The organism is Acidobacteriota bacterium (assembly GCA_004299485.1).
Classification (GTDB): domain Bacteria; phylum Acidobacteriota; class Terriglobia; order Terriglobales; family SCQP01; genus SCQP01.
In genome coordinates this window covers 147,303-163,635 of the sequence record SCQP01000008.1, presented here as the reverse complement: position 1 = coordinate 163,635, position 16,333 = coordinate 147,303, and the positions used below count along the sequence as shown (strand labels likewise).

The 16,333-nt window shown below is 65.2% G+C and carries 14 protein-coding genes; 12 read left to right on the top strand and 2 right to left on the bottom strand.

What is annotated here, in order from left to right; all coding sequences use genetic code 11:
- The first annotated feature begins 5 nt into the window (after positions 1 to 5).
- Positions 6 to 2,450, top strand: a complete 2,445-nt coding sequence (locus tag EPN33_07100; protein TAN22695.1) for an ABC transporter permease — start codon at positions 6 to 8, stop codon at positions 2,448 to 2,450.
- 5 nt (positions 2,451 to 2,455) lie between these two features.
- On the opposite strand, the gene EPN33_07095 is transcribed toward EPN33_07100, so the two are convergent.
- Positions 2,456 to 3,265, bottom strand: a complete 810-nt coding sequence (locus EPN33_07095; protein ID TAN22694.1) for a methyltransferase domain-containing protein — start codon at positions 3,263 to 3,265, stop codon at positions 2,456 to 2,458.
- An 87-nt stretch (positions 3,266 to 3,352) separates the two neighbouring features.
- On the opposite strand from EPN33_07095, the gene EPN33_07090 reads away from it, so the two are divergent.
- The 10 genes from EPN33_07090 (at position 3,353) to EPN33_07045 (ending at position 14,529) form a co-directional block, all read left to right on the top strand.
- Positions 3,353 to 5,653: a hypothetical protein gene (locus EPN33_07090; protein TAN22693.1), complete on the top strand. Its 2,301-nt coding sequence runs from the start codon at positions 3,353 to 3,355 to the stop codon at positions 5,651 to 5,653.
- 71 nt (positions 5,654 to 5,724) lie between these two features.
- Positions 5,725 to 6,450: an LPS export ABC transporter ATP-binding protein gene (lptB, locus tag EPN33_07085; protein ID TAN22692.1), complete on the top strand. Its 726-nt coding sequence runs from the start codon at positions 5,725 to 5,727 to the stop codon at positions 6,448 to 6,450.
- 7 nt (positions 6,451 to 6,457) lie between these two features.
- A complete protein-coding gene (gene rpoN / locus EPN33_07080; GenBank protein TAN22691.1) occupies positions 6,458 to 8,020 on the top strand; it encodes an RNA polymerase sigma-54 factor in 1,563 nt (520 codons plus the stop codon).
- Entirely contained in the window at positions 8,017 to 9,114 is a 1,098-nt protein-coding gene (gene rapZ / locus EPN33_07075; protein ID TAN22690.1) for an RNase adapter RapZ, read from the top strand. Before rpoN ends, rapZ begins: the two co-directional genes overlap by 4 nt.
- Positions 9,115 to 9,197: 83 nt before the next feature.
- Positions 9,198 to 10,979, top strand: a complete 1,782-nt coding sequence (locus EPN33_07070) for an ABC transporter ATP-binding protein (GenBank protein TAN22814.1) — start codon at positions 9,198 to 9,200, stop codon at positions 10,977 to 10,979.
- A 38-nt stretch (positions 10,980 to 11,017) separates the two neighbouring features.
- The gene (locus EPN33_07065; protein TAN22689.1) at positions 11,018 to 11,278 is read left to right on the top strand and encodes a hypothetical protein; all 261 of its coding nucleotides are present in this window, start codon (positions 11,018 to 11,020) and stop codon (positions 11,276 to 11,278) included.
- On the top strand, positions 11,275 to 11,694 hold the full coding sequence (locus tag EPN33_07060; GenBank protein ID TAN22688.1) for a PIN domain-containing protein: 420 nt from the start codon (positions 11,275 to 11,277) through the stop codon (positions 11,692 to 11,694). The genes EPN33_07065 and EPN33_07060 overlap by 4 nt, the downstream gene beginning before the upstream one ends.
- Before the next feature lie 17 nt (positions 11,695 to 11,711).
- Entirely contained in the window at positions 11,712 to 12,644 is a 933-nt protein-coding gene (locus EPN33_07055) for a bifunctional 5,10-methylenetetrahydrofolate dehydrogenase/5,10-methenyltetrahydrofolate cyclohydrolase (protein TAN22687.1), read from the top strand.
- 128 nt (positions 12,645 to 12,772) lie between these two features.
- Positions 12,773 to 13,354 carry a dephospho-CoA kinase gene (locus EPN33_07050; GenBank protein ID TAN22686.1) on the top strand — a complete coding sequence of 194 codons (582 nt, stop codon included), beginning with the start codon at positions 12,773 to 12,775 and terminating at the stop codon, positions 13,352 to 13,354.
- A complete protein-coding gene (locus EPN33_07045; protein ID TAN22685.1) occupies positions 13,351 to 14,529 on the top strand; it encodes a trypsin-like serine protease in 1,179 nt (392 codons plus the stop codon). Before EPN33_07050 ends, EPN33_07045 begins: the two co-directional genes overlap by 4 nt.
- Here the strand turns inward: EPN33_07045 and EPN33_07040 are convergent.
- Positions 14,507 to 15,508, bottom strand: a complete 1,002-nt coding sequence (locus tag EPN33_07040; protein ID TAN22684.1) for a 1-phosphofructokinase family hexose kinase — start codon at positions 15,506 to 15,508, stop codon at positions 14,507 to 14,509. The two genes, EPN33_07045 and EPN33_07040, sit on opposite strands and share 23 nt — an antisense overlap.
- Between EPN33_07040 and EPN33_07035 the strand changes: the two genes are divergently transcribed.
- A complete protein-coding gene (locus tag EPN33_07035) occupies positions 15,494 to 16,333 on the top strand; it encodes an ATP-binding protein (protein ID TAN22683.1) in 840 nt (279 codons plus the stop codon). The genes EPN33_07040 and EPN33_07035 overlap by 15 nt on opposite strands.

Here is a 16,333-nt window from a genome sequence, read left to right as displayed (position 1 = left end):
CGGATATGCGTGATCTTCGCTATGCCCTTCGTCTGATCGCCAAAAGCCCCTGGCTGTCGCTCATCGCCGTGCTCTCCCTCGCCCTGGGCCTCGGCGTCAACGCCACCATATTCAGCGTCGCCAACGGCCTGCTGCTGCAAAAACCAGCCGTCGCCAGTCCCGACCGTCTGGTCGAGGTTTACACCCACGATCCCTCGCCGCGCGCGGCGCTGAATGGCGACTACCCGCTCAGCTACCTCGACTATCTCGCCTACGAAAAGCAAGCCACCAGCCTCTCCGGCCTGCTTATCTACAATCCCGTCAGCCAACCCAACGTCATTCCTTCGCCCGGCGCTTCGCCCATGCCCTGGACCGGCCAGTTGGTCTCGGGTAATTACTTCGACGTCCTCGGTCTGCACCCGGCTCTCGGCCGCTGGTTTTTGCCAAACGAAGCCGCCGTCAAGGGATCCAGCCCCGTGGTCGTGCTCTCCTGGGCCACCTGGCAGCGGCAATTCGGTGGCGACGGCAGCGTACTCGGCCGCACGGTTTCGCTGAACGGCATGCCCTTCGTGGTTATTGGCGTTGCCCCACGTGGTTTCCAGGGTCTCTTCCATGCTGTCGAGTGCAATTTCTGGGCGCCGGTCACCATGTCCGACCGTCTGGGCTTGCCCGGGATTCTAGAAAGCCGTGGCAACCGCAGCCTGTTCGCCGTCGGCCGCCTCAAGCCTGGCGTCACCGTCGCCGCCGCCAGTGCCCAGCTTGATGCCGTACAGCACCACCTCGACCGCGAATACCCCAATGGCGAGCTGCCCACCTTCGGCGGTCTCGCCGCGCCTCTCGGCTCCGTGCCGCTGCCCTTCCGCGGCTTCGCCACCGGCGGCATTCTGCTGCTGGAAATTGTCGTCGGCCTCGTCCTCCTCATTGCTTGCGCCAATGCCGCCCTCGTGCTCCTGGCGCAAGCTCTCGGCCGCCAGCGTGAGTGGGCTTTGCGCGCCGCCCTGGGCGCCGGCCGCGGCCGTCTCATCCGCCAGGGCCTGATCCACAGCGTGGTGCTGGCCGTCATCGCCGGCGGCCTCGCGCTGGTGATCGCCGCAGGCTTGCACCCACTGTTGCTGCATCTCGTACCCGCCGATACGCCCATTGCCGCGCCTCCAGCACTGAGCAGTACCGTCGTTTGGTTCACTTTTGCCCTGGCTCTCGCGGTAGGCATCCTCTTCGGCCTGCTGCCGGCACTGCAAGCCGCGCGTGTGCGCATTCTCGATTACATCAAAGACGGCACGCCCGGCTCCGGCGCCGTTCGCTCCCGCACCCGCAGCGGCTTCATCATGGCCCAGATCGCCCTCTGCATGATGGTGCTGGTGGGCGCGGCTCTTTGCCTGCGCTCGCTCGCCCGTGCCCGCGCCATCAATCCTGGCTTCGACACCCAGCACCTGATCGTCGTCACCACCCTTAACCCGCAGTCCCTCGGCCACACCGGAAAGGATGCGGAGACGTTTCTGAAAAACCTGCGCGCTGGCGTCAGCGCCGTCCCCGGCGTCAGCGCGGCCGGCTACACCACGCAGCCGCCGCTGCAAGTCGGCGAGTCCGATACTTTCGTGCTGCCCGAGGGCATGGCGCCGCCGCCGCATGCGCAAGGCTTCCGCTCCGAGTACACCCAAGTTTCGCCGGATTTCTTCAAGGCGTCCGGCACGCCGTTGGTCAGCGGCCGCGGCTTTACCGATGCCGACTTGGCCTCCGGCCGCCAACTCGTCGTCATCAACCAGACCTTGGCGCAGCAGTTCTGGCCGCACGGTGATGCCGTCGGCCACACGCTCTTGCGCAACGGCCAGGGCGGCACGCCCATGACCATCGTTGGCGTCGCCGCCGACGGCAAATACAATTCCCTCGACGAATCTCCCCGTCCGTACTTTTATCCCCTCACCACCATCGCTATGCCCGCCACGATGATGATCCACGTCGCCGGCAACCCGCAGGCGTTTCTCACTCCGGTCCGCCGCGTTCTGCAAAACGCCGACCCGCAGATGCTCAGCAGCAACGTCGAAACCGGCGCTCAGTTCATGCAGTCACCGCTGTTCACAGCGAAGATGTCCGGCGTCCTGCTCAGCGGCTTTGGCATTCTCGCCCTGCTGCTCGCCCTCGTCGGCCTCTACGGCGTCATGGCCTCGACCGTCGCCCGCCGCGCCCGTGAATACGGCATCCGCATGGCACTGGGAGCCGACGCCCCGAATCTCCTGCGCCTGGTCGTGAGCCAGGGCCTGCGCCTCGCCGCCTGGGGCATTCTGGCCGGCGTCATTCTGGCCGCCCTCGCCACTCACTTCATGACCTCGTTGCTCTATGGCATGAGCCCCGCCGACCCCATCAGCTATATCGCCGCCGCAGTCCTCCTGGCCCTCATCACTCTCCTCGCCAGCCTGATCCCGGCCCTCCGCGCCTCCCGCACCGACCCCCTCCGCGCCCTGCGCCAGGAATAGACGGACTAGGCCTTCACCGCTACGAACGCGATCGCGCCCATCTGCTCCGTATACTTCCGGAACAGCCGCCGCATGGTCTTCACCCGCGCCCGGGCGGCCGGCCTGCGTGCCAGGTTGCAGGCAATCCGCGCCACCCCCAGCAGCCCTTCGTCCGCGATCAGGCGGCGGGGCTCCAGCAAGTGCATCGGGGCATGCGATTCCGCCACGACGCGCAGGCCGGCCTCGGCCAGTAACTCGCGCCATTCCGAACTGGTAATGGGTTGCACGCCCACGTGGATCTCACGCGACATCACGCTGGAAATTTCGCGCCGCGAATCCGCATCGATCTCATCCGGCGTCAGACACAACTCGTGGATCCCGTAGCGTCCGCCCGGCTCCAGTAACCGGGCGGCCTCGGCAATGATCCGGCGCTTCTGCTCCGCCGTATGCAGGCTCAGCATGGCTTCGCCGTAGACCACGCTGTAGCTTGCCGAGGCCAGCCCGGTGGCGTCGGCGCTGTTTTCTACGCAGCGCACCGCGTCGCCACCTATCGCTGCCAGTTTGCGGCACATGCGGGCCGCCGCCGCGGCGTCGCGTTCCACCGCGACGTACTCCCGCGGCTTGGCGGCGAGCGTCTGCCGCGCCGTCGCCCCCATCCCCGGCGCGAACTCCACCACGCGGTCGTTGGCGCCAATCGCCAGCCGCGACAGCATCCAGTTCGTCAGCTCGCGTCCGCCCGGCCGCAGCACCCGCTTGCCCAGGCTCGCCAGCAACCAGTGGCCCGGCTGCCGTTCCTCTTGTATCCCTTTGATCCCCAGCGCCGCATCGGTTGCCATGGCCTACCCTCCCGACGTTTACTCTGGCTCCCCGCCGATCCCTTGGCTGTGACGCGGATCACCCGCCCGGCATATCCTTAATAGCGAATGCCCAGCGCGCCCAATCCCTACACCCGGCGCGTCGAGCGCCTGACGCGCCTCCGCCGCGGCATTGCCGCTGCTCTGGTCCTCGGCGCGGTCGCGCTGGCGGCGACCTATTTCGTCCAGCGCCGCCGCCATCCCGCACCCACTGCACCGCTGCTCGGTTTGCAGGTGCAGCAAAGCGCTGCCGGCGTGGACATTTCTAAATCGGTGAATGGCCGCCCGGTGTTCCGCGTGTATGCCTCCCGGGCCGACAAGCTGCGCTCCGGCGGGGTGGTTGCGCTCCACCAGGTCCGCATCCTGGTCTACGATGGCCAGGGCCGCAATGCTGACGAAATCAGCGGCGCCGCCTTCCGCTACGATCAGGCGAGCGGCGATTTGCAAGCCGACGGCCTGGTGCATATTCAGCTCGAGCGCCAAGTGGACCTCACCGCCCGCGGCCTGCGTTATAACGTCAAGCAGGGTACTGGCTCCATTGCCCATGGCGTTCTTTTTGCCATGGGCGGCGCGCGCGGCCGCGCCGCTTCCGTCGAGTTGGACAGTCACCGCGGCCAGGCCAGTTTCGCCGGTGGAGTGCAACTCGACTGGCCGCGAGCGCGCCAGCCCGATCTCAATCTCAGGAGCGACTCCGCCCGCCTGCAACGACTGTCCTCTGGCGCCGTCACCATCAATCTGGATGGCCATGCCTATCTGCGGCAGGGCGTCCAGTCGCTCGCGGCAGATCATTTCGTGGTTGCCGTCAGCCCCACCTACGCCCTGCAGCGCCTCGATGCCAGCGGCCATGTGTTGGCCACCAACGCCACCGTGAGCGAACCCTTACGCGTTCGTGCCGATACCGGCCACGCGGAGTTTACTCGGGCAACACAAAAGTTGCAGCGCCTCGAACTCGACGGCCATGTCCTCGCCGAGCAGACCCAGACCCTGCGCGGTCAGTATTTACTCCGCCGCCTGCGCGCCGGCCAGCTTGCGCTGCGCTTCGCCCCCGCCAATATCCTGCACATGCTGATCGCGCGCCAGAACGCCGTGCTTACCGAAACCGGCGCTGTACCCCAGCGCCTCGCCGCTCCCGAACTCGACTTTGCCTTTGGCCCCTCCGCCGCGGGCCGCCCAGTTCCCAGCCTCATCGCCGTTTCCAGCCAGGGGCGGACAGAGATCGTGCGCGGCCCTCTGCGCGCTGCCGCCGACCAGTTGCAGCTTACGCTCGCGGGGAATCAGCAGCCGCGCCTTCTGCGTGCCCGCGGCCACGTCGCGGTTCATCAGACCGTCAACGGCATCGAACGCACCTCGCAGAGCCAATCGCTGCAGATCGAATTTTCTCCCTCTGCCGGCCGCGGCGCTCAGCCGGGCAAAGTCGTCGAAACCGGCGACGTTCAGTTGCGCGCGGGCGAGCGTGAGCTTTCGGCGCAGCAGCTCACCTATACCCCCGCCGACGGCAAAGCCATCCTCACAGGCAGCGTCCACGGCTCCGATCCCCAGGCCGCATTTTCCGCCGAGGCGGCCACTTGGATCAGTCATCCCGATGGCAGCGCCAGTCTGTCGGCCCACGCCGCGCCTGCGGGTAACATCGAACTCAGCCTTTCCGGCCGTTCCTCCAACGTCGGCCCCATGCTCGCCGCCAACCGACCGGTCGTCATCACCGCCGGGAGCGTCCATTGGGACCAGCCTGCCGGCCCGAAACCCACCTCCGCGGCCAGCTTTCGCGGCACCGCAGTCTTCACCGGCTCCGTGCGCTTGCTGCAAGCCCCAAGTCTGCTGCGCGCCGGTCGGTTGACCATCACCGCCGGAGCCAATGGCATGCCCGCCCAGCTCCTTGCCACCGGTGATGTGCAAACCGATTTCCTCGCCAACCGCAGCTCTGTTGGGAGCCTCAACCGGCAACTCACACACACTGCGGCTGGCCACGAGCGTGCCGTGCGGGTGCGGGCGCGCCAATTGGTTTATTCGGCAGCCGCTCACCAGGCGCGCTACAGCGGCGCCGTTCGCCTCGCGGTGGATGATGCAACGCTCTCCGCTCCGCAACTGACCATCTATCTCAGCACCTCAGGCAATTCACCATCTCTGGAGCGTGCGCAAGCGACCGGCGGCGTCGCCCTCCGCCAGCCCGGACGCAGCGCGCATGCTGCCCGGCTTAGCTATGACTTTGCCAGCAACCAGGTCCGCCTGGACGGCGGACCCCCCAGCATTTTGGATGCCGAACACGGCAAAATCACCGGTGATCCCTTGACTTTTTCTCTGTCGAGTGATGAAATTCAGGTGGGTGGCAAGTCCGGAACCCGCGTTTTGGGAAAAACCAAGGGACGTAACTAATTCGTTTTCACTAGCTTACAATCACCCCAACGCGCCCCGCCCCTTTCCCTCTTCCCTTGTCCCCTTTGTCTATGGAGCGTCTCGCCACAGATCAGATTTGTAAACTCTTTAAGGGTCGCGCGGTCGTCAACGGCGTCAGTATCTCTATTGCTCGGGGCGAAGTCGTTGGTCTGCTCGGCCCCAACGGCGCCGGCAAGACCACCACCTTTCACATGATCGTCGGCCAGATCGCGCCCGACATGGGCCGCATCCTGCTCGACCAGCACGACATCACCGCCCTGCCCATGTATCAGCGGGCGCAACTCGGCATCAGCTACTTGCCCCAGGAACCATCGGTGTTCCGCAAACTCACCGTCGAGCAGAACCTGCTCGCCATTCTCGAAATCCTGCCCCTCTCGGCCGGCCAGCGCAAAGAGCGGCTCGAGAAATTGATCGAGATGCTCGGCCTGGGCAAAGTCCGCCGTACTCTCGCCTATTCGCTCTCCGGCGGCGAGCGGCGCCGAGTCGAAATCGCCCGCGGCATGGTGCTCGAGCCGGCGTTCATGCTGCTCGATGAACCGTTCAGCGGCATTGACCCTCTCGCGGTGCTCGATTTGCAGCACATCATTTCCCGCCTGCGTGCCGATCATATTGGCGTGCTGATCACCGACCACAACGTGCGCGAAACCCTGAGCGTCACCGACCGTGCCTACATCATTCACGACGGCCGCATCTTCCGCGAAGGCACGCCCGCCGAGCTGGGCGAGGATGCCGATGTGCGCCGCGTCTACCTCGGCGAAAGCTTCAGCCTGGTATGAGCTGCCTATGAATCTTGGCCCCAAGCTGATCGCCAAGCCGGCCCTCAAGCAGACGCTCACGCCCGGGCTCGTGCAAATGGTCAATATCCTGGCCATGAACAAGCTCGAGTTGCAGGAAGCCATCAGTCACGAGCTGCTCGAAAATCCCATGCTCGACGAAAACCAGGAGGACGGCAACGCTCCCGGTCTGGACGAGTTGACGCGTCTCGAGCAGGACCTGCAGCGCCAGAACGAGATGGAGCGCACCCCCGCGCCGGCCGCCGCCGCGCCTGCGCCTGCCGATGGCAGCACGCCCGAAGCTGGCGCCGAGGCGCCCGCCAAGGATTCGTTCGAGGAGATCGATTACGGCGATTTCTTCAAGAACTATCTCGACCCCGGCTATCAGCCCCACGAGCGCGAGGAGATCGACCGCCCCTCCTTCGACAACTTCCTCAGTGCCCCCACCACCCTCACCGATCACCTGCGCTGGCAACTCAGCGTCGAGCCTATCGATAACGGCCTCCGCCAGGCCGCCGAAGCCATCATCGGCAATCTGGACGAGGACGGCTATCTCACCGCCGAGGACGACAAGGGCCGACGCCCGCTGCGCATCGAGGAAATCGCCACCGGCGAGGGCATCGCCGAAGACCTCATGCGCGAAGCCCTGAATCTGGTGCAGCGCTTCGATCCGCCCGGCGTGGGCGCCCGCGATCTGCGCGAATGCCTCCTCATCCAGCTCTTCCAGCTTCCCAGCGTCCAGATTCTGGCGATCGCCCTGGTGAGCGAGCACCTGCCCGCCCTGCAGAATCCCCGCCGCCAGGAGCTGGCGCGCACACTCAATGTCAGCGAGGAAGAGATTGCCGGGGCGCTCGCCGAGATCCGCAAGCTCGATCCCTTCCCCGGCCGCCGCTACAATCCCGCCAACACCCGCCTCATCGAGCCCGACGTCGCTTTCGTCAAGGGCCGCGCCGAGCGCTGTCCCATCTGCGGCTCCGAGTCCTGCCGCAATCCGTATCAGATCATCATGAACGATGACGGCATGCCCAACCTGCGTCTGAACTATCAGTACCGCGACATGAAGTTCGGCCGCGAGCAGCGCGACACCAGCCGCTACATCAAAGAGCGCTACGCCAGCGCCATCCAGTTCCTGCGCAACCTGGAGCAGCGCAAGCAGACCATCGCCCGCGTCTGCCACACCATCGTCGAGCGCCAGAGCGACTTTCTCGACTTCGGCATGGATTTCCTCAAACCCATGATGATCAAGGAGGTCGCCGAGGAGATCGGCGTCCACCCCTCCACCGTCAGCCGCGCCGTCGCCAATAAGTACGTCCATACCAGCCAGGGCGTCTTCGAACTGCGTTTCTTCTTCACCGAGGCTGTCCAGGGCGTGCGCGGCGGCGAAACCTCGCTGCTGATTCTCAAGCGCCGCGTCAAAAAGCTGATCGCGGAGGAAGATCCCAAGCACCCCCTCACCGACGACCAGGTTGCCGCGGTGCTCAAGCAGCAGGGCATCGACGTCACCCGCCGCACCGTCGCCAAATACCGCGAGGACATGCACATCCCGTCCACGCACCAGCGGCGTGTGCGATGAAGACGCCTCGGGGAGTCCGGAGCGCCAGCGGGCGGACCCTGCCGGGAATCGAAGCCCGCACTCCCAGCGACCAACGGGAGCGACCAGGGCAAAAAGTGGCGAGCCACGCGGTTGCGCGGGCACAGGGAGTGGGCCGGCGGCCGCACTCGCGGCGCCGCGCGCCGCACAACCGAACCCGAACGCCATCGGATCTGCACGTCGTAGTCATTACCGGTCTGAGTGGCAGCGGCAAGGGTTCGGCCGAAAAAGTCTTTGAGGATTCCGGCTACTACTGTGTCGATAATCTGCCCGTCGGCCTGATCGGTCCCTTCGTCGATTTGGTCCGCCAGGCCTCGTTTGACGGCTCCGGCGAAGTGAAGCGTGTCGCCGCCGTCGTCGATATCCGTGAAGGCCAGCGCCTCGAGGCGCTGCCCGCCCTGCTGCAAACCTTGCGCGACTCACCTCTGCGGCTGACGCTGCTCTTTTTGGAAGCCAGTGACGAAGCCATTCTGCGCCGTTTCAGCGAAACCCGCCGCCCCCACCCCCTCGCCGAGCGCGATGGCAGCCACGGCCGCGACCGCCGCAAAGGCGAAACGGAGCTCCGCCGTGGCATCGAGGCGGAACGCAAGGCCCTGGCGAAAATCCGCGCCGCCGCCGACCTCGTGGTCGATACCTCCCGCTTCAACGTCCACGAGCTGCGCGCCTTCCTGCGCGAGCACGTCATTGAAGCCGGTCTCGCTCCCAGCCTGCAGATCGCGGTCACCAGTTTCGGCTTCCGCAGCGGCGTCCCCAGCGATGCCGATCTGGTCTTTGATGTCCGCTTCCTGCCCAATCCCAACTACATCCCCGCCCTGCAGGCGCATGACGGCCGCGACCGCAAGGTGGCCGAATACATCCGCTCCTTTCCCCAGACCGCCGAGTTCCTCACCCGCATCCGCGATCTGCTGGCCTACCTCATCCCCCATTACATCGAGGAGGGCAAGAGCTATCTGAATATCGCCGTCGGATGCACCGGCGGACGCCACCGCTCCGTCTATATCGCCGAGGCCTTGCGGCGCGAGCTGCGCAAGCTGGGCTACCGCCCCACCCTGGCGCACCGCGACCTGCGGCACTGAGACTCCCGGCGATGCGCCCTTTCTATCGCCTGCTCGGCTTCGTCACGCGCTATTGGATCCAGTTCCTTGCGGCCCTGGGACTCATGGCCGTGGCCAGCGCTCTCGATGCCTCCGTCGCCCTGATGCTGGCGCCGGTCATTGACAAATTCCTCAAGCCCGCGAGCGGCGGCGGTGCGATTCTGCTGCTCAAAGCGCGTCCGCCGCTGCTTGACCATAACATTTACCTCAATAGCTTCATCCCCCACGGCTTTTCCCACAACCCCGCGTCCATCATCGCTCTGGCGCTGATTGTGCTCGTCGTCGGCAAAGCCATCGGCGAGTACTGCGGCACCTACCTCATCAACTGGGTCGGCTATGGCGCCATCACCGATCTGCGCAATGCGGTCTACGAAAAGTTGATCCATCAATCTGCCGCCTTCTTTTCCCGTCAGGCCACCGGCAAGCTCATGTCCACCGTCGTCAATGATCTGGAGCGCATCCAGGTGGCGGCGTCCAACTCCCTCGCCGACAGCGTGCAGCAGACCTTCAGCTTCATCTTTTTCGCAGCCGTGCTGCTCTTCCTGAACTGGAAGCTGACCCTCTACGCCGCCGTCCTTACCCCCGCCGTCATTCTGCCCACCGCCTGGCTGGGCAAGCACGTCCGCCGTACCGCCCGCCGCGGCCAGGACGAAATGGCCGACGTGCAGCACATCCTGCACGAGACCGTCACCGGCCACCGCGTCGTCAAAACCTTCAGCATGGAAGGCCGCGAAGTCGCCCGCTTCCGCGCCGCCGCCCACCGCCTGCTGCACTCCAATCTGCGCTACATCCTGCAGCAGAGCATCGCTTCCCCGCTGATGGAAATTCTGGGCGCGGTGACCATCATCCTCTTCCTGCTCTACGCCCGCGGCGCCGTCGGGCGCGGCATCATGTCCACCGGCATGGTGGTGGCCTTCATCTACTCGCTGTTCAAGCTCTATGAACCCCTGCGGCGTATGGCCGGTATTTACAACAATTTTCAGACCGCGGCCGGCTGTGCCCAGCGCGTCTTCGAGTTTATGGATCTGCACGAGGAGATCCACGAGCGTCCCGGGGCCCGCCCGCTCGCGCCCTTCTGCACCGCCATCCGCTTTGCCGGCGCGGCGTTTGCTTATCAACCCGACGAACCCCTGCTGCACGATCTCGATTTCGAGATCCGCCGCGGCGAAGTGGTCGCCCTGGTGGGCTCCAGCGGCGCCGGCAAAACCACCGTCGCCAATCTCATTCCGCGCCTGTTTGACGTCACCGCCGGCGCCGTCCTGGTCGATGGCGTGGACGTACGCGCCTGCACCTTGCGCTCGCTACGCTCGCAGATCGGCTACGTCACCCAGGAGACCATCCTCTTCAACGACACCGTCGCCAACAACATTGCCTACGGCAGCCCCGCCGCCACCCCCGCCGCCATCCGTGCCGCTGCCCAGGCTGCTCTCGCCGATGAGTTCATCGCCGCCACGCCCCAGGGCTACAACACCATGCTGGGCGAACGCGGTGTCCGCCTCTCCGGCGGTCAGCGCCAGCGCATCGCCATCGCCCGCGCCCTCCTGAAGAACGCCCCCATCCTCATCCTTGACGAAGCCACCAGCGCTCTCGACAACGAAAGTGAAATGCTCGTCCAGCGCGCGCTCGCCAACCTCATGCAGCATCGCACTGTCGTGGTTATCGCCCACCGCCTCTCCACCGTCCGCAATGCGGACCGCATCCTGGTGCTCGACGCCGGCGCCATCGTCGAGGTGGGCAGCCATGACGAGCTGCACGCGGCCAACGGCATCTACCGCCGCCTCTACGACCTCCAGTTCGCCGATTTCGACGCCGTCGCTGCTGTCCCCGGCCCCCTCGATCCCGCCTGATGCGGCGTAGTGTATTACACTTGTATTACGGAGGGAAGATGGCGATTCGGACCGTTCGACTCGGAGCCGAGGACGAGCGCATTCTACGGCAATTGCAGCGAACGACCTGCGAGCCGGTCTCGGCGATCCTGCGCCGCGGTTTGCGCGCGCTGCAGCCGCGGCAGCCGGTTAGACAGCACCCGCGTGCCTTCGATATCTACAAGACCCTCGATCTCGGTCCGGGAGGCTATGCCAGGGGTGCATCGTTGGAGGTCGAAAAGCGCATGAAGGATGCAATCCGCCGCAAACACGGCCTGTGAAGCCACCTGTGATGATCGATGCGGGTCCACTGATCGCCCTGTTTGATCGGACCGAAGCGCCGCACGTTGCTGCCCGCGCAACCTTGTCCACTATCTCCGACCGGCTGTTCACCACGGTTCCCGTGCTCGTGGAGGCCGCTCACCTGCTGCAGCCAAGCACCCCGGGCGGCCGCGCGCTCCGCGATTTTGTCCTGCGTGGGGCGGTTGCCATTTGGTATCTTAGCTCGGCTACACTGACCCGATGTTTCGCGCTGATGGAGCAATACGCAGACCAGCCTATGGATCTGGCGGATGCCAGTCTCGTGGTCGCCGCCGAACGGCTGCGGACCAGCCGCATTTTCACCTTGGATCGCAAGCACTTCAGCGCTTACCGCATCCGCCGCGGCCACCGCTTGCTGCCGTTCGAGCTCGTCTGATCCGCTAAACTTTTAAAGTGAGCGCCAAAGTCCTGGATGGCACGGCCGCCGGCGCGGCCATTCGCAGTGAAGTCGGTGAGCGCGTGCGCGCCTTCAGCGCCCACCCGCCCGGTTTGGCCGTGATCCTGGCCGGTGACAACGCCGCCTCCGCCGTCTACGTCCGCGCCAAGATCCGCGCCTGCAACGAGCTGGGCATCTTTTCCGAGCAGATTCTGCGCCCGGCCAGTGTCTCCACCGCGGAGCTGCTCGACGATGTGGCCCGCCTCAACGCCCGCGATGATATCGACGGCATTCTCGTCCAGCTCCCACTCCCCCCTCAGGTCGATGCCGCCGCCGTGCTCCTCGCCGTCGCGCCGGAAAAAGACGTTGACGGTTTCCATCCCGTTAACCTCGGCAAGCTGGTGACCGGCCGCCCCGGCCCGCGCCCCTGCACACCTGCCGGCATCATGGAGCTGCTGCGCCGCAATCAGATCGCTGTCGCCGGCCGTGAGGCTGTCGTGGTCGGCCGCAGCGACATCGTCGGCAAGCCCCTGGCCCTGCTGCTGCTCCACGCCAACGCTACGGTGACGCTGTGCCACTCGAAAACCCGCAACTTGCCCGAAGTCTGCCAGCGCGGCGAGCTGCTCTTTGCCGCCATCGGCCGCGCCGCCATGCTGGGCGAGCGCCATATTCGCCGTGGCGCCGTCGTCGTCGATGTCGGCGTCAATACTCTCATCCGTGCTGAGGATGTCGAAACCTATTTCCCCGGCAGCCGCAAACGCCGGGAAGAATTCGACCGCCGTGGTCGCACTCTTATTGGTGACGTCGACCCCCGCGCCGCTTGCGCTCTGGCCTCCGCCTTTACTCCGGTGCCCGGCGGGGTCGGTCCCCTCACCATCGCCATGCTTATGAGCAACACCGTCGATCTGGCCGCCGCCCGCCGCGGCGTAGCCGTCGCCCCAGCTTCCTGACGCTATGCTGCGCTCGACGAAACGCAACGCAGCGAAGCCGGGGAGTAGGGGGCCCCGGCGTAGCGGGCTGGCCGCCTTGGAGAGCGGGCCGCGCGGCGCAGCCGCGCTGGGCGCCCGCGATCAATAGAATGCTTAAGCTGGCGATAACCGGCGGCCTGTCCAGCGGCAAGAGCACCGTCTCCGCCCTGCTGCGCGAGCGTGGCTGTCCCGTGGTCGATGCCGACCGTCTCGGCCACGAGCTGCTCCAAACGGAGGCCCACGACGCCGTGCTCGCCCGCTTTGGCACCGTGGAACCCGCACAATTGGCGGCCATCGTGTTTGCTCCCGGCGCCACCGGTGCTCTAGGCGAGCTCAACCAAATCCTGCATCCGCTGATCATGGCCCGCGCCTGGAATCAGTTGCACCAATGGCAGCAGCAGGGAACTAAGGTCGCCGGCATCGAAGCCACGTTGTTGATCGAAGCCGGGCTGCTGACGGGCTTCGATCACGTAATCCTTGTGGCCGCCGATCCGGAAGTGCGCATCCAGCGCTTCATGCGCAAGGCCGGCGCCAGCCGCGAGCAGGCTCTGGCCCGCATGGCGCATCAGTTGCCCGAGGAACGCAAACTAGCGCAAGCTGATATTGTGATTTCAAATAAGGGAACCCTTGCCGCCCTCGCCGCCGAGGTGGGGCGCCTTTGGAATCGCTTTCTCGCCGAGGCAAACGCATGAAATGGAGACCGGTGCTGGCTCTCGCCCTAATTCTGGCTGGGGGCTTTTTCCTGTATGTCTCGACTCACGGCGGCCCATTTTACCCGGACTTTGGGAGCGCACTGGCGCCACGCGCTATCGGTCACACGGTGGCTCTGGCGGAGGCGCCGCCCCAGACCCAATTCGAGCCCGACGAGCTGCGCGACATCAATATCTACCACCGCGTCAAGCCCTCAGTGGTCAACGTCACTTCGCAGATTATCCAATACAGCATGCTCTGGGGACCGGTTCCGGCCTCGGGCCAGGGTTCCGGCTTTTTCATCAACGGCAAAGGCTACATCCTGACGAATTATCACGTCATCCGCGATGCGCAAAAGCTGACCGTGACTTGGACGCCCAAAAAGGATGACTCCCATCAATACCCCGCCACCGTCGTGGGCACCGCCCCGCAGCTCGATCTGGCGGTGATCAAGATTGACGCCGGCCAGTCCGTGCCGGCCATGACCCTGGGCGACAGCGGCAATCTGCAGGTGGGCCAGCATGTGCTCGCCATCGGCAATCCCTACGGGCTGCCGGGCACTATGACTTCCGGCATCATCAGCTCCATCCGCACCGTGCATGAAGGCCCGCAGGATAATGGCGCGCCCGGCGCCGACATCGAAAATGCCATTCAGACCGATGCCCCCATCAACCCCGGCAACAGCGGTGGCCCGCTGCTCAATACCCTGGGCGAGGTGATCGGCATCGACACCATGATTTACACCCAGACCGGTTCTAACGTCGGCATTGGCTTCGCCATTCCTATTAATAGCGTCAAGGCTGTGCTGAATCAGCTCATCACCACCGGCCATGTGCAGACCGTTTCGCTCGGCATGCTGACCTATCCCATTTCGCCCAGCGTCGCCCAGCAGCTCGGCCTCAACGTCAGCCACGGTCTGTTGGTCCTGGGCGTACGCCGCGGCAGCCTGGCCGCTAACGCCGGGCTGCGCGCCGGCAATGAACCCGGCTACATCGGCAATACGCAGGTCCACTTTGGCGGCGACATCATCCTGGCGGTTGACGGCGAACCCCTGCAGGATCAGGGCCAGTTAGGCAACATCCTGTTGCTGCAGAAACCGGGCAGCACCATCACCCTCACCATCCAGCGCCACGGCAAGCAAATCAAGATCCCCATCACGCTGGGCACGGAGTTGTAGCTTCGACCCTGCGAACCGCGATCTGAGGCAGCAGCCCCTCCAAATCCTCGCGCCGCACCTGCGCGCATTCCTTGGTCAGCACGTTCGCGCCGCCGCAGGCTGCCGCGAGCTGCAGCATGGCTTCCGGCTTCAGGCCGCGCGCCAGTCCTGCCGCCAGTCCCGCTACCGCGGCATCGCCCGATCCTACAGAATTCACCCGCTGCAGCTTGGGCATCACGGCACGCAGAACCTGTCCGCCCGCCAGTGCGTAGAGCCCCGCCGCTCCGTCCGAGATCACCGGCATCCCAATGCCCGCCTGTGCCAGCCGCTGCAGAGCACGGCCAATGCCTGGCGCATCGGCCAGCGTTTCGCCAAGCAGCGCCTCGGCTTCCCGCCGGTTGGGTTTTACGATGGCCGGAGCCGGCCGCGGATGCGACTCGTATACCGCCCGCAACCACCGCCGGCTCGTATCCACGATCACCGGGCAGTGCCCGCCACAATCGCGCAGCAACTGCACATAAATGTCATCCGGACATCCCGGCGGCACGCTGCCCGACAACACCACCACCGCCGCCCGCGCTGCGGTCTGCCGTAGCTGGGCGCGCAGTTGCACGATCTCCGCCGCGCTCACCTCACCGCCCGGCTCGACAATTTCCGTTTCACATCCGTCCGCTTCGACAACTACGAACGCCGTCCGCGTCGTCGCCTGAATCCGCACCGGGTCGACGTGAATCCCTTCTCGTGCCACTTCTTCGAGAATGTACGCACCCGTGTGACCGCCAAAAAATCCAATCACCTCAACTTCTTCGCCCAGCACCCGCAGCACTCCGGCTACATTGATTCCCTTGCCGCCCGCTGACGTCACCACTTCTTCCACTTCTACATGCTCCCCGCGTCGCAACTGCTGCAAGCGCAAATACTTGTCCACCGCGGGGTTGAGCGATACCGCGCATATCATGCCGTCTATAATAAATCGAGTACTGTTATGCCTGCTCCTCATCCGTCTCACCCGCCCGCACCGACCCAACAAATTCCCGGAGTCAAACACATCGTCGCCGTTGGCAGCGGCAAAGGCGGCGTCGGAAAAACCACGGTCGCCGTCAATCTGGCCATCGCCCTGGCCGAGTTGGGCCAACTGGTGGGCCTGCTCGACTCCGACGTATATGGGCCGAACGTGCCACTGATGATGGGCAAAAGCGAAATGCCCCACGTCCTCGAAGGCAATCGCATCGAGCCGCTCGAGAATTTCGGCATCAAGTTCATGTCCATGGGCCTGCTCAATCCCGGCGACAAGCCCGTAATGTGGCGCGGCCCGCTGCTCCACAGCGCCATGCAGCAGTTCCTGCGCCAGGTGCAGTGGGGCGATCTCGATTACCTCCTGATCGATCTGCCGCCCGGCACCGGCGACATTGCCCTCAGCCTGGCGCAAAGCGTCCCCCTCAGCGGCGGCATCGTCGTCACCACGCCTTCCGACGTTTCTCTCCAGGATGGCCGCAAGGCCCTGAACATGTTCCAGCAACTGCGCATTCAGGTGCTGGGCGTGATCGAAAACATGAGCTACTTCAATTGTCCGCACTGCCACAAAGGCGTCGACATCTTCAGCCACGGCGGCGGGGAAGTGACGGCCGAAAAGTTCGGTGTCCCCTTCCTCGGCGCCCTGCCGCTCATGGCCGATATCCGCCAGGGCGGGGATCGCGGTTGCCCCGTGGCCACACTTGGCGAAGCCAGCGAGGCCGCGGGTCCATTTTTCGAAGTGGCCCGGCGGCTGCGTGCTAGTGTGGAAGAGTTGGGCGCCGAGGGCGATGTGCTGCACGTCCGCGCCTGA